This is a genomic window from Winogradskyella alexanderae, from assembly GCF_020166335.1.
Taxonomy (GTDB): Bacteria; Bacteroidota; Bacteroidia; order Flavobacteriales; family Flavobacteriaceae; genus Winogradskyella; species Winogradskyella alexanderae.
Window position 1 is genome coordinate 53,244 of record NZ_JAIUJR010000005.1, and the last position, 14,776, is coordinate 68,019.

Here is a 14,776-nt window from a genome sequence, read left to right on the forward strand (position 1 = left end):
GAACAAGAAATTAAATGGAGCACAACTCAACCTTTCCAATAAAACAAAATGAACTCGATATGCTTCGCGATGAAGCAACTTCCTATTTAAAATCCGTACAGTGGGAGCAAAGCCAACGTGCAAAAAATTTGGACAATAAGGATAAGGATGAATCCATTTTACTTTATTTATCGAGAGCCAACAATGGCAGCAATGTAACGGTTACATCAGTTTCTAAAACCGTTTTAGCTCTTAAGAAGCGCTTATTACCGGAGTCTGTTGCAATTCCTTTGTATTTAAATCAGACCTTATTCGCAGTACAAGAAGGATTGACCATGGGAATATGGATCAAGGATAGCTACTATGATGCATCAGGCCTATCAAGTTTATCGGAGAACAAATCTGCATTGGATAGAGCAGGTAAACGTGAGTACGAGAGTAAAATGCATACCGCAACAGCCTTTATGTTGTTTGCGACCGCTTATAAGATTTTACATGATTTAAAACCATATGCGTCAGATGATTTATCCGTAATGAAGCAAAAGTTTGCTGGTATTCCTGAGGTTTCACTTTTATCCCCTTTAAAAGGAATCTCCTGTCAGTTATTTTATTACGATAAATATTTAGGACATCCCGAAATCATTAAATCAGATAAGGATGTTATCGATTTTACAGTGGTCTATTTTGAATCCCTCATTGATGAAATTCAACTGCGTAAAAGCAGTCTTGAATACACTGAAACTATTGTAGATAGAGCCTATAAACTCGAGAATTCTGATTTTGCGATAGATGGTTGGAACAACGCATTCCAAGGAACAGCCAAAAGCGTTGAATTTAACAAAATTAAATTTGAGGAGATTGTTGGTAATCGCCATGCCAAGCATTTTGCAAGACGATTAACGGAGCGAATGTTAAGCTATGATTTTGAGGCACAGAAGAATCCATTTCAAGAATTGGGTGGTTTTATGCCGGTTTTTATGGGCTATGGTATTCCTGGAACAGGTAAGAGTATGCTTATTGCCGCAATTGCAACACGGCTTAAGGAGCATTGTGATAATTTAGACATCCCATTTTTATTCCATCCTATGCCAGACACGTTGATAAGTACCTTTCAAGGTGGTTCTGCCGAGAAAATGGTGGAATGGATGAAACCACTTCAAGACCCAACACGTCTAATATTTGCACCAATTGATGACGCCGAAAACAATCTGCAAGAACGCACAGCACAAGGCGTTTCAGCTGGTGTAAAGGAAGTTATAGGCGTATTCCTGAGGTATACAGAAGGTGCATACGCGGTAAATTATGGTAATAGTTCAATAGGGCTTTTTACAAATTTGCCAGAGATGCTAGATAAAGCTGTCATTTCACGAGTTCAAGGGAGGTTCAAAATTGATGGAGCTCGTTCAGAGCACGATTTTCTGGATCAAGATTTTCTATGGTGGCGAAAATTACAAGATACAATGCCTGGTTTTATAAATATGGACGACCCTGAAGTTTATCAATACCTTGCAGATCAAGGTCTAGCTAGAAGTATGGGTGAAATTTTAAAGATTGTCGAAAAACCAACGGAGGAACGTGTACTTAAGACCTATGAAAAAGTTGAAAAAATGCACAAAGAGGATGACCATATGTTTTATGCAACATTGTACAAAGAGATACAACATATCTTTCCATTTTTCTCATCAAGAGATGTTAGAAATATCCAATCTGCCATCTCATTGCGCTTAACTGATTTTGATTTGGAAGAAGATTGGTTTGAAAATCCAGATAAGTATTTTAAAAAGGATTACCAAACCAAATTGGATATGTTGCAAGAATTAATGAAAGCCAACATGAAGGGCTTAAATTTCTCTGATATAAGGCGTCAGGAGGTTATCCGATATTTGGACAATGTAGCCACTATAGCTGATACAGACTTTAAGCGCAAAGTGGATGAAAGAATTAATCAGCTTAATATTGAGGCCGAAGCGAGGGATAAATTTGGAAATGGATAGATTTTAATGAAAAATCTGAGAAATATAGAACATATAAAACTATCTAAAGCTTGGGCACAACTGGATAGAATTGACTATGATTTTAAGTTTAAAAATGGGGAATGGAAACGTCTGTCAAGAGAAACCTATAATAGAGGTGACGGTGCTGCAATTTTACTCTATAATGTAAAGAATGGAACTGTTATACTTACACGACAATTTAGAATGCCTATCTATGAAAATAATAAAAATGAAGGTATGTCTATTGAAGTCTGTGCTGGTGCTATTGATAAGTCAGATTCACCAATAGATACTATAATTGCTGAAGTAGAGGAAGAGGTAGGTTACAAGATCGAAACGGCAAAACATGTTTTAAGTGCTTATACCTCACCAGGTGCACTAACAGAAAAAATGTTTCTGTACGTTGCAGAATATAGTGCTAAAATGAAGATTAGTGATGGTGGTGGACTTGCGTCAGAAAATGAAGAAATTGAAGTTTTAGAACTGCCTTTTAATATCGTCCTAAAAATGGTTGAAGACCAAGAAATCATTGATGCAAAAAGCATTATGTTAATTCAATATGCTCAAATAAACAATTTGTTGGGATAAGATGAAGAAATTAAAAGAAGCTAATTTATACAGAAGTGAACTGATCCCAGTAAGCGGTAAATTAGTTGAGCGTTATAATAAATGCTTAAATACACTTGGGTTTACTGCTACTAAGCTCAAGTCTTTCTCAATAGATGGTGTTGGTTGGAGTCCAGAAATCGCAGAGGAGAAAGGAGATGTTCAATATTTGAATCATGGTGATGCCAATCCACACGGTATTATCATATCGCCATTACAAAAAGGAAAACCTGTGTATTTGCCATTTCATTCTTTCGATAGGGAGATGATGCAACACGTTTTTAGGACACATGGAAAAAAAATAAACGACATAACAAGGGATTCTGCAATTTGTATTGATTTTGACCAAGATATCGATGTATTTTATGAACCTTTAGATGTCTTAAAATATCAGGATGTTAGTATAACATTTCGACTTATTGATAATCTTGAAGAAAAACAAAAGGAACAATTGGCCTTGGTAGATAAGTTTAACCAAGGCAATAATTTCATAGATGAAGATTTGCATAAAGCACTTCTAGAGTCTGCAAAATCTTATGGAGACCTTAGAGAAAGAGAATTACACTTGCATCCTTTACATTTTTCAACAGGATCATTTTATACTAGAGCTTTTGAAGGGGTTTATCTACTGAGAGACTTTATTAAACCAATAGTTGTCTTTGAAAGTAAGGACGTTTATAAGGAGGCCATAAAAGATACTATACATGATGTTCTAATTTATCATATTTCTCAACCGCAATTAATTGATAAACTTAAGGATCATATTATTATTGATTGCAACCTAGAGGAGGTAGTAAAGACTTCAAATTATGATAGAATCAAAAAATTTGAACTATACCAACTGTTGGATAAAACCGAACATCCTATTAGAGAAATATTAAATAGTAAAATACTCTACAAAAAATACCTCAATAAACTGGAAATAAATGACCGTAAAAGAGTGATGAGCGTTGAGATATATCTTGAAAAGTTAGAGCGAAGTAATGCTCATAAGATTGAAGATATTGTAGACCAGCCACTTTATTTTGCATTACATCAGCCACACTCTTCGCTTTCTGCAGGCCAAAGGGATTTAATCCACAAACTACTTGTAAATATTGCGCCAAAAGATGTTTTATTCCTTTATTGGTATGATAAAGAACAATTCTATAAGAACTATGAGATGTGGAATGATTCCTTCAGAGACTGGGTTATAGAACAAATACGTAACAATATTTAAGTTTTTTAGACTAATTTTATAAGACGTATTAAATCATTGTCATGGGACTAGAACTTGTAATTTTCATTGTTGCTATATTGTTTGGAATCTTTATTTATTGGCGAGAGTCTAATGGCAATGGCGCTTATAGACGGTTAAATAAAATCGTAAATAGTAAGGAGCTTCAAATGAGTCCTGACGACCCAAAGGGTTTTGTTTATAAGCAGTCTTTTATACCAAGATTAATTTTTGTATTTGCATTGGTTTTAATCACAGCCTTGGTCGTTGAATTTTTAACACCACTTGCCGTATTTAGTAGTTATAATGGTATATCGGCTTTTTCGTCATTTGCCGTGGGAACATTAATTGGTACATATGTTGCACACTTTGTAATAAAAACCTCGGAGTTGGTTGAAGAGAAAAGTGATACTTTAGGAGATTTAGTAGAAGATGCTGTTGAAAAAGGTAGAGATATAGTCGAGGACATAAAGAATAAAGATAACAGGGCGATCGAAGAGGTTAAAAAAGAAGATCATAATGATCCTGAACCAGACAAAAAATCAGCACGAGAACGTCTCAAGGATAAAGGTTTAATGTAATTTGAAAGCACACTTTTTTCTATTTCAAAAACTTAACTATGATAAAATCTTATTGGAACAAAGGCCCAAAGCAAAAAAAGGTAACGGTTTTCTTATCTTTATTGTTATTGGTGCTCCTATTCTTTTTTAGGGATGATTACCAACCCTTGCTCTTATTCTTTAGAAAGTATTTGTTTATTATAATTGTGAGTTTGCTTGTTCTTATTCTAGGCCTAAGAAAGTTTAGGAGAACACCTGGCACAGGGAGCAGATTGGGAATTTTAGGATTGCTTATTGTCTTTTTTGGGCTTTTGTATTTTCTTGGATGGAACCAAGGACTTTACGATTATATGAAGACTTACAATGTATTCAATAATCTCAATAAGGTTGAAATTAATAACTTGCCATTAACACAAAACGAACGCATTCAACCCTTACGGAATATTCATTCAATGGCCAAAGAACGGGTGGCAGAAACCAAAGATGTCTCTTTACCGCATTTGGTTCGTGTTGACAATGAAAACAAGTGGACTATGGCCATACAACCTAGCGAAAAGTATACCATGCAACGCTTTAGTGATAATACAGAAGAATTGTTTTCAGTAAGTAGTACGTCTCCTTTTCCACGTTTTTCTAACGAGAATCGTATTTCTGAAACATTTTCTATTGGTGAGTCACTAATGTTTAGCAGAAACACTTATAATGCAGTAGTACAACGATTTAATCCTTGGATGTTATTCAATTACGAACCAAGCGACACTTTCTACATGAAGAACGACGATGATGAATGGGTGCAGGTTGTTAGTTTAATTAAATGGAAAGGTTTCTTTTTTCCTTACCCAACTTTTGGTGGTGTTATGATTATTGACAACGGAGCTCACGATTTTAAGGACTACCTAGAACGTATATTAATTGGTAAGGGCACTTTTGTAAGTCCAGAAGATATAAAAAACTACAAGTATTTAACGAAGCAAAATACACTGGCAGAAAAGGTTTCCAAATTACAAGCAGAGTCTTTGAAGTTTTTAGGTGGATTTAGCGACCCTTTGCCTTGGAATATGTTAACGGCCGTAAAAATACCACTAATGCCTAAAGATCAGAACCAACAACCCTATGTTACAGATTTTGATTTTGCAGGGTCTAATACCAATGCCTATAGTGGTTTATATCACTGGTTTGGTTTGGAACCAGTTGGCGAAGACAAGACTAGTTTAAGCTACAGTGTTTTTATTCCAGCTGATGGTTCAGACAAACTATATTATTATGACCACTCTCGTAAAAAAGAGGGTTATGCAGGCGTTTCTGCAATGCCACTGAAAGTTAAGGAATCGCGCAAGGAATATGATTGGAATGCTAGTACACCTGTGGAATTTAGACCATATATTAAAGAAATAGCTGGAAGAAAACGTATGTTTTTCCTAGGAACGGTATCTTCTATTAGCGATACCGATTCAAAACAGTTTGATGGTTCTGCAACTCCAGATTTAGTGCTAATTGATAGTGAATATAGTGATGTTACTTGGATAGATGTAAAACACCCAAGCTCATGGGATGAAGCCGTTTATAATCAACTCAATGAAGCTTGGCGGGCCAGTGAGGGTATAGGCTATTATTTCAATGAACAGCCAAGTGATGAAGATATATTAGAACAGGCTTTAGACTCACTTAAAGTAATACCAAAAGCAACAGACAAATCTGCTGAAATTGAAGCGCTACAGCGTAAAATAGATTCCCTAAAGGCGATTAGTAACTAAATTATTTATAGAATTAACCAGATAGTAAGAACTATATAATAATAATAATACAGATTTTGAGAGGCTTGTATATTCTAACTACGAGCTCTTACAAAATCTGTAATTAAATAACTAATAGCTTTACCAACTTGTGTGTAGGTTTTTTTACTTGGAGAAGCTTCACATATATGTAGATAGATTGCCTTTTTGTTGCTGCCAAAAAAATGAACAAAACGTCGGGCTTGATTTAATGTAAAACCAGAGGGCGTCATTGCGCTACTAGGCATATTTTCAATTGCATCACAATCTATTTCTATACCAAAAGAATCCTTCGAAACAAATTCCTGAGCAGAACCACAAGCGTCTTCAAAATTAAGTTCTTTTCTAATCTCAAGAGCTTCAAAGGTATTAAATTGAATATCCTTGAGTTTTTTGATTGTTTTTAAAAGCGTCTGAGAAGTGTAATTTTCATGAAGCCCAAAAATGAAGTAACGTTTTAGAAAGCCTTCGGCATAGGCATAACTAAAACCGTTACCACTATGACGACCCTCTTCTGGCCTAAAATCTGAGTGTGCGTCAAAATTAATTGCATTGATCTTGTTATTTAAAGCCAAGGCACAACCCTTTATAATGCCATAAGCGTTGTTATGACCTCCACCAATAATAATTGGTATTTTTCCTGCTTTAATAATACATGAAACTAAATAGCTAACATCTTTGTCAATTTCTTCGACTAATTTCCTGAGCTTTAAAATTGACTTCTTTTTTGTCAGATCTAAATCCTTGACTTCTTTTTCCAATTCAATATATTCTAAGTGACCTAATATGGCAATTTTATTTGCATTATTAAAAGTATTGTATTGCGTGTTTAAGAAGTATTTTAGCCCAGATTGCCATGCTTTTTTTGTTCCTTTCTGCCCATGATTGGCTCGAACTCCAAAATCTTCGGCAATACCAAAAATTACGAACTCGACATCTAAACTGCAGATATCCTCGTATATGGTAGTGAGGTTTGGTAATAATGAAACTTGTTCGCCAAATTTTGTTTCACCTCTACGGGAATTTACGAGAGAATCTCGGTCTTTGTTTGTAAACAAAACAAGATTTTTCATAAGGTGTAAAGTTTAGAGATAAATGTACATTTTTATTTTATCTTTAAAGTGATATAACAAGGATTAACAATAACTTAAAAACATAATTTATGGAAGGTTCACAAAAATCCAGTATCGGTCTTAAAGTTGGTTTAGGGATACTATTGGTTTTATTTTTAGGAACGGCATTTTATGCCTCAAAACTTTACAGCGACAAACAAGAAACAGAACGCGTTTTAATTAGTGAAAAGCAACAGGTCATGAAAGATCTGAGCAATATGGCAAAAGATTATGATGCCGCAATTGCAGAGGGGGAAAGAACAAACCAAGATTTAATTGATGCAAGGGCACGTATTCAGGATTTAATGGATTCTTTAAAAGTATCCCAAAACAGCGTAAATAGCCTATGGCGTTATAGAAAGAAATACCTGGCACTACAAGAGGAAATGGAAATTTTATTAGAAGAAAACGATCGTTTAAAGGTTGAAAATGAATTGCTAGCAGTTTCTTTAGATAGCACGCAAGTACAATTAAAGGAGCGTACAATGTTTACAGATTCACTTTTGGTTCAAAATACTGAATTAGCTAATGTAGTGGAAGGTGCAGCTTCTTTACAAACAGTTGGACTTAAAGGGCTTGGTGTAATTGAAAGACGAAGCGGTAAACAAATACCAACTGAACGTGCTAGACGTAGTGATAAAATTAAAATTTGCTTTACAGTGGCAAAAAACACGTTAACAGAAGCTGGCGATAAAGAGCTTTACGTACAAGTTATAGATCCAAAAAATAATGTACTTGGATCCAACGGGCAGGTGCAATTTGAAGACCAAGTCTTAAATTATAGCCTAATTAGTCGTTTTAATTATGAGAATAGAAACTTGGATATTTGTGAGTACATAAGTGCCACGGATGATTCTAAGTTTGAAGAAGGAAGATATAGAGTAAATGTATTTAACGATAAAGAGTTGATTTCTGCTTCAGAATTTGTGTTGAAGTAGTAGTTGATTCAAATTGATTAATAGCTAAAAATCCAGAAGGAAACTTCTGGATTTTTTATTCTAGTAACGTACCGTTAATGATAATTTGTTCTACTGGATTATGTGCAAAAGAATAAGGTATTTCCCTATAATGATTCATAGGTTTTGTGATAATAAAATTAGCTTTTTTCCCTCTAGTTACACTCCCGTACATATTACTTATACCCATAGCATAAGCACCGTTTATTGTCGCTGCATTTATTGCTTCTTCGGGTGTTAGTTTTAATTTTGCACAAGCTGCACCAACAATAAAATTCATATTACCGCTTGGTGCAGAACCAGGATTGTAGTCTGACGCAATTGCAAGGGGTAGGCCAGCATCAATGAGTTTTCTTGCAGGTGTGTATGGTATACCAAGAAAAAATGAACATCCTGGAAGTGCGACAGGCATTGTTGAACTTCCCTTCAAGGCTTTAATGTCTTTATCGCTCAGTAATTCCAGGTGGTCAACAGATAAAGCATTATGCTTAACACCAATTGCAACGCCACCTAAATTGTTAAATTGATTTACATGAATTTTTGGTCTAAAGTTGTTCGCCTTACCTGCTTTTAAGATGATTTCTAAATCATCAATATCAAAGTAACCCTCCTCACAAAATACATCAATAAAATGGGAAATATTTAAAGCATTAGCTTTCGGGATTAATTCCTGAGTAATTTGTTCTATATATTTTTCTTTGTTTTTCCTGTACTTTTGAGGTATGGCATGTGCAGCCAATAAGGTAGGCGTTATGTAGGCTAAGGTATCTTGTTTTATACGCTTTATAACCTTAAGCATTTTGAGTTCTGCTTCAACAGAAAGACCATAACCCGTTTTAATCTCAACTGCACCTGTCCCCATCCTTATAATCTCATCGAGGCGCGCAATGGATTGATCGTAAATATCCTCTTCAGATGTATTTTGAAGTTCTTTTGCGGAATTCAAAATGCCGCCACCACGAGCGGCAATTTCTTCATAACTAAGCCCATTAATTCTATCAACATATTCACTTGTCCTATCACCGGCATAGACAAGATGTGTATGAGAATCACACCACGAGGGTAATACAATTTTACCAGTTGCATCAACAGTCTTTTCTGCATCTATCGGATGGTAGTCTTCCATCTTACCATATTCAATAATTGTATCGTGTTCAATATATAAATAGGCATTCTCTAATACCGATAAGTGTTTCATGTCAGTACCTTTTACTATGGTAACATTGTGATCATGAACTTGAAGTAACTGTTTTATGTTGGTTATTAGTATAGACATTTAATTAGTTGGTTATATGTAAAGATTATTATTTTTTTTCATAAAAAAAAACGCTACTTTCAACTAAGTAGCGTTTTCTTCAAATTACTATTAATTTTATTTTAAGCTACCTACCATGTCTTCTGGTTTAACCCATTCATCGTACTCTTCGGCTGTTACATAACCGAGATTAATCGCTTCTTCTTTAAGTGTTGTTCCGTTTTTATGTGCTGTATTTGCAATTTCTGCGGCTTTATAGTATCCAATTTTCGTGTTTAAAGCTGTAACTAGCATTAACGAGTTATTTAATAATTGCTTAATCACGGCATGATTTGGTTCAATGCCACTAGCACAATTAACATCAAAACTTACACAGGCGTCACCAATTAATTGAGCCGATTGTAATATGTTTGCTGCCATCATGGGTTTAAAAACATTTAATTCATAATGTCCTTGGGTTCCACCAACACTAACAGCAACATCATTGCCCATAACCTGAGCACAGACCATTGTTAACGCTTCACATTGCGTTGGATTGACTTTTCCTGGCATAATAGAACTTCCTGGTTCATTGGCTGGAATTATAATTTCTCCAATACCGGATCGTGGTCCAGACGCCATCATTCTAATATCATTAGCAATTTTATTTAATGATACAGCAATTTGTTTGAGTGCACCGTGAGTTTCTACGATGGCATCATGTGCTGCAAGGGCTTCAAACTTATTTTCGGCTGTTATGAACGGAAGTCCAGTGAACTCTGCAATATACTTTGCTACCAATACATCATACCCTTGCGGTGTATTGAGTCCAGTACCAACTGCAGTACCACCAAGTGCCAGTTCGCTCAGATGGGCAAGTGTGTTTTCTAATGCTTTTAAACCATGGTCTAATTGGGAAACATAACCGGAAAATTCCTGACCAAGTGTCAACGGTGTTGCGTCCATTAAATGGGTACGTCCTATTTTTACAACGTCCTTAAACTCCAATGACTTTTTATGCAGTGTATTACGTAATTGAATTACTCCAGGAATTGTTGTTTCAACAACCTTTTTATAGGCAGCAATATGCATTCCAGTAGGGAAGGTGTCGTTTGAAGATTGCGATTTATTTACATCATCGTTTGGTTGAATGGTTTTTTCGCCTTCACCAATGACCTTACCTGCCAATTGGTGTGCTCTATTGGCAACAACCTCATTAACGTTCATATTACTTTGAGTACCAGATCCTGTTTGCCAAATTACCAATGGGAATTGATCATTGTGTTTGTTGTCTAGAATTTCATCACAAACCTGAGCTATTAAATCCCTTTTTTCTTTAGAGAGAACTCCAAGTTCACAATTAGCGTAAGCAGCGGCTTTCTTTAGGTAAGCAAAACCATGAACGATTTCTAAAGGCATGGATGCAGGAGCACCAATTTTAAAGTTGTTTCTAGAACGTTCGGTTTGTGCACCCCAAATTTTATCTGCAGGCACTTTTACTTCGCCCATTGTGTCTTTTTCTATTCTGTAATTCATCATGTGATTATTTTAAATAAAGCAGTGCAAAATTACAGATTTAGAAACTTTTAAATACTGAAGAATATCATTTTATTTAGGATTTAATTACGAAAGATGAAGAATTAATTTTTGCCTTTATCAACCTAAATTTTACAAATTTAAGAATCAATGTTGTCTTTATGGATTCATAATTTTTCCATCGACCATAGTTAGTTTACGATCTGCCATGTTAGCGAGCTCTTGGTTGTGTGTTACAATGACAAAGGTTTGTTTAAACTCATCTCTAAGTTTAAAAAAAAGTTCGTGAAGTTGTCCTGCAGATTCACTATCAAGATTTCCTGAAGGTTCATCAGCAAAAACGATATTTGGATTATTAATTAGGGCTCTTGCCACGGCAACTCTTTGTTGCTCGCCACCAGACATACTGTTTGGTTTGTGGTGCAAACGTTCACCTAGTCCCAAATACTCTAATAGTTCTTTAGCGTTCTGTGCTGCACTTTCCCTTGGCGTATTGTTAATAAATGCCGGTATACATACGTTTTCTAAAGCTGTGAATTCTGGTAATAATTGGTGGAATTGAAAAATAAACCCGATATTTTTATTTCTAAACTTTGCAAGTTCTTTATCACTAAGGGCTTTAATAGATTTACCATTTATAACCAATTCGGTTTGTGGTGTATAATCAGGTTTATCTAAAGTACCCAATATCTGAAGAAGCGTGGTTTTACCTGCACCTGAAGCACCAACAATAGAAACAACCTCACTCTCCTTAATCGAAATGTCTACGCCCTTTAATACCTTTAAATCATTAAAGGATTTCCTTATGTCTTTTGCTGAAATAACCGTTTTTGCCATGCAAAGGTGAAAGTAATACTAAATGTGTAATTGCACAATTTTAAGAGGTGGTTTGTTTCTTTTTGAAAACAGACTTTAAACCATTGTAGTCAATAAAATACTGTATTCTTAAAGAGAATGTATTTTGAATTGGTTGTTGAAACAATAAATCTAAGCTTTCAGTAAAATTATCATTTGCATTCTCATCGAAATTAAAAAGCTGATTTCGATATAAAGCTGTTAGAAAGCTCCCTGGAGCAAACTGCCATGAATAGGTTAAATCTACATTCCAAGTACTAAAATTAATATCTGGATCGCCACCTATATTCTCCACATTATAACCCTCTGCAGTGGTTAATCTTCCGTTATCTAATAAGGTAAACATGTCATAATCGTATTTAACGGTATCCCAGTAATGTCTAAAGGTTAAGCCAAGACTATGAAATGGATTAAAGGTATAATTGCCGGAAATTGTATTTGTAACAATCTGCCTATTACGTTCACCTAGAATTGGTGTGTCGTTTATATTTGCCGCGTAGCCACGATCACCATTTCTGAACTCAAAATTTAAGCCGTAGACAAGTAGCAATTTATCAGAAAATCTAACACGTGGCTCAATCTCAAAATCATAACGAAAAAGATCACGTCCTTCTTCAAATAGTGTTGCAATGTTTGCTCTAACATCAATAGCGAAGATTCTATTGTAATTTGTAGATACCCAACCTCCTGTGCTCACTGAATTTTCAAAAATGAAAGGTCTACCATCTCTAGATTCAAAAAAATCGTATTGTTTTCCTGGTTGGATATTTAGTCTAAACCCATAAGCATCTAGTTTTCTTGTAAAGGCTCTATAACCACCGCCTAAGTTAAACCGAGCGAAGGTATTTGGATCTACTAATCTTCTGTAATTACTAAAAAAATTGAATCTGTAACTGTTTAAACGTCCTGAAGGCTCAAAGGTTTCATAAGAGAAATCAATACCAAAATCATTTCTGTTGTTCCTTAGGTTTAAACCCATATCGTTAATGTCGTACTTGGTATCTGCAAACCTGTGGTCAAAACTATAACGAAAATTACCAGCAACTTTCCCAACACGAAAAAAACTGCTAAACCCTGTTTCCAATGGCGCGTTTTGGTAGTTAACATTGCTCATACGCAATTCGGTATCGAGCCTGTAGGTATTCTTTTTATTCACCAGATTAGCGACTAACGCAGTAGCATTACCATCCCTGAACTCACCTTCGCGCGTAACGTTGGTGTTTATAAGACTAATCGCAGAGTTGCCTCCAAATTGTTTATCCACCACCAATATGTTGTAGTTTGTGAAGGGTTCTACAACGGTTTGTCGCTTTTCGCCAGTTTCATCGTTGGTAATTGTTCCAAAAGTTTTTTCTGTAATTGCATTGAGAATACCTAAACCCCAACCGTCCTTAGTGCGGCCAGAAACTTTTAGTGCATTAAGTACTTTTACTTGGTCTGGTTTGTCAAGTGTTTCATTTTGCTCTAACGTTATTTGTCCTGAAGGTCCATTTCCAATTCGTCTTGAAAAGAACAAACCTCCTTTTGAAAACAAATCTACACCTTCAGTAAAGAATTGGCGCTGTTCTGAAAAGGTCTGTTCAAAAGGACCTAGATTTAATTCAACATTATCAAAACCTGCCTGGCTGAAATCAGGAATCAATGTTGCATCTAATGTAAAATTGTCTGTTATACCATACTTAACATCCATTCCAAAACGTAAATCAGATTCCGTTGCTCCATCAAAACTATCTAATATGCCAGTGGTAAACGGGTAGAGATTTAATCTTACAGGCGGTTTGATATTATCCAATCCCTTTAACTCACCATGATATAACCCGATATAACCCTTTGTAGGATCAATAGGATTCCAAGTATATTGGGCTCTATCGCGTCTAAATTGCCTGTGAAACTGTAAACCCCAGGTAGGTTCTTCTTGGTCGGCAAAACGTAATGTTCTATATGGAATTTGGATTTCAACAGTCCAACCATCATCTTTTAGTTTTACTGCACTATTCCAGACAGCATTCCAGCTAAAGTCTTCACCTATGCTGGGGTTAGAAATAGCATCAGCCTGTTGGCCAGAACTAAAAACAAAAAAACTGGTATCGTTTTGGGCATCGTTGTTCGGATTCAAAACCACTAAAAAGAAATCTGTTTGTCCAAAATTATCACGATTTACCAATTGTTTCATAATTAAATTTGGATCATCATAGAGATAAGCTGCAACATAAATTGCATTATCGTCATAAGTTACCTTAACCTCAGTCCGCTTAGATTTGGGTAGTGGATTTCCAATTTCAGGCCTAAACTGAATAAAATCTGTTGCGACCTCAGCATTTTGCCACGCTTCATCATTTAAATTGCCATCAATTTTGGGAGCTTTTTTTGTTCGTGAAATGTTTAATGTCTTTTTGTCTTGACCGTTGATAAATTCCATTGTAAATACCAGGCAAATGAGAAGAAGTAGTGAACTAAAAGGAATTTTGGCTTGAAACAAAGTAGATTTTTTTACAAGGAAAACTGTTAGTTATAATTATTGGCTGCAAAGCTACATTTACATATAAGTATAAGCTCTTAAGTAAACGTTAAAAAGGTTTAAGGGATGTTAACAGAAAATGAACCTTTTGTCAGTCAGATTTCCTTTGGAATACTTATTGCTAAGTAAATAATGAATTAATTTGTTACAAATGAATAAAAATAAAATTTTAGCTATCAGCATTATTTGTGATATACTTGGTTACGTGTCTTATGTATTTCCACCTTTTGATTTTATTTGGGCACCGTTATCTGCCTATATTATGACTAAACTTTATAAAGGAAGGGATGGTAAAATAGCTGCAGTCATTTCATTTATTGAAGAGGCCTTACCGTTTTTTGATATAATACCAACATTTACTTTAATGTGGCTCTACACTTATGTTTTAAAACCTAAAACAGTTATTAAGAAAACATAAAAAAAGCACTCCTTAGAGTG

General features: G+C 35.2%; 12 protein-coding genes. 7 read left to right on the forward strand and 5 right to left on the reverse strand.

What is annotated here, in order from left to right:
- The first annotated feature begins 14 nt into the window (after positions 1–14).
- From LBU54_RS08645 to LBU54_RS08665, 5 genes are read left to right on the forward strand one after another with little or no spacing between them, the layout of a single operon-like run.
- A complete protein-coding gene (locus LBU54_RS08645; RefSeq protein ID WP_224528363.1) occupies positions 15–1,973 on the forward strand; it encodes an AAA family ATPase in 1,959 nt (652 codons plus the stop codon).
- A gap of 6 nt (positions 1,974–1,979) precedes the next feature.
- A complete protein-coding gene (locus tag LBU54_RS08650; protein ID WP_224528365.1) occupies positions 1,980–2,561 on the forward strand; it encodes an NUDIX domain-containing protein in 582 nt (193 codons plus the stop codon).
- 1 nt (position 2,562) lies between these two features.
- Positions 2,563–3,798 carry a DUF6638 family protein gene (locus LBU54_RS08655; RefSeq protein WP_224528368.1) on the forward strand — a complete coding sequence of 412 codons (1,236 nt, stop codon included), beginning with the start codon at positions 2,563–2,565 and terminating at the stop codon, positions 3,796–3,798.
- Between the two features lie 41 nt (positions 3,799–3,839).
- On the forward strand, positions 3,840–4,376 hold the full coding sequence (locus LBU54_RS08660; protein ID WP_224528371.1) for a hypothetical protein: 537 nt from the start codon (positions 3,840–3,842) through the stop codon (positions 4,374–4,376).
- Positions 4,377–4,414: 38 nt separating this feature from the next.
- Positions 4,415–6,109 (forward strand): hypothetical protein, encoded by a 1,695-nt coding sequence (locus LBU54_RS08665; RefSeq protein ID WP_224528373.1) that lies wholly within the window; start codon positions 4,415–4,417, stop codon positions 6,107–6,109.
- Between the two features lie 74 nt (positions 6,110–6,183).
- On the opposite strand, the gene LBU54_RS08670 is transcribed toward LBU54_RS08665, so the two are convergent.
- Positions 6,184–7,200 (reverse strand): formimidoylglutamase, encoded by a 1,017-nt coding sequence (locus LBU54_RS08670; RefSeq protein ID WP_224528375.1) that lies wholly within the window; start codon positions 7,198–7,200, stop codon positions 6,184–6,186.
- A gap of 89 nt (positions 7,201–7,289) precedes the next feature.
- On the opposite strand from LBU54_RS08670, the gene LBU54_RS08675 reads away from it, so the two are divergent.
- A complete protein-coding gene (locus tag LBU54_RS08675) occupies positions 7,290–8,177 on the forward strand; it encodes a chromosome partitioning protein ParA (RefSeq protein WP_224528377.1) in 888 nt (295 codons plus the stop codon).
- Positions 8,178–8,232: 55 nt separating this feature from the next.
- Here the strand turns inward: LBU54_RS08675 and hutI are convergent, their stop codons facing one another.
- The 4 genes from hutI to LBU54_RS08695 all read right to left on the reverse strand — a co-directional run bounded on the left by hutI (position 8,233) and on the right by LBU54_RS08695 (position 14,299).
- A complete protein-coding gene (gene hutI / locus LBU54_RS08680; protein ID WP_224528378.1) occupies positions 8,233–9,471 on the reverse strand; it encodes an imidazolonepropionase in 1,239 nt (412 codons plus the stop codon).
- A gap of 96 nt (positions 9,472–9,567) precedes the next feature.
- Positions 9,568–10,965, reverse strand: a complete 1,398-nt coding sequence (fumC, locus tag LBU54_RS08685; protein ID WP_224528699.1) for a class II fumarate hydratase — start codon at positions 10,963–10,965, stop codon at positions 9,568–9,570.
- A gap of 159 nt (positions 10,966–11,124) precedes the next feature.
- Positions 11,125–11,802 (reverse strand): ABC transporter ATP-binding protein, encoded by a 678-nt coding sequence (locus LBU54_RS08690; protein ID WP_224528379.1) that lies wholly within the window; start codon positions 11,800–11,802, stop codon positions 11,125–11,127.
- 40 nt (positions 11,803–11,842) lie between these two features.
- The gene (locus tag LBU54_RS08695; protein ID WP_317196322.1) at positions 11,843–14,299 is read right to left on the reverse strand and encodes a DUF5916 domain-containing protein; all 2,457 of its coding nucleotides are present in this window, start codon (positions 14,297–14,299) and stop codon (positions 11,843–11,845) included.
- 190 nt (positions 14,300–14,489) lie between these two features.
- Between LBU54_RS08695 and LBU54_RS08700 the strand changes: the two genes are divergently transcribed.
- On the forward strand, positions 14,490–14,756 hold the full coding sequence (locus LBU54_RS08700) for a hypothetical protein (protein WP_224528381.1): 267 nt from the start codon (positions 14,490–14,492) through the stop codon (positions 14,754–14,756).
- The last annotated feature ends 20 nt before the right edge of the window (positions 14,757–14,776 follow it).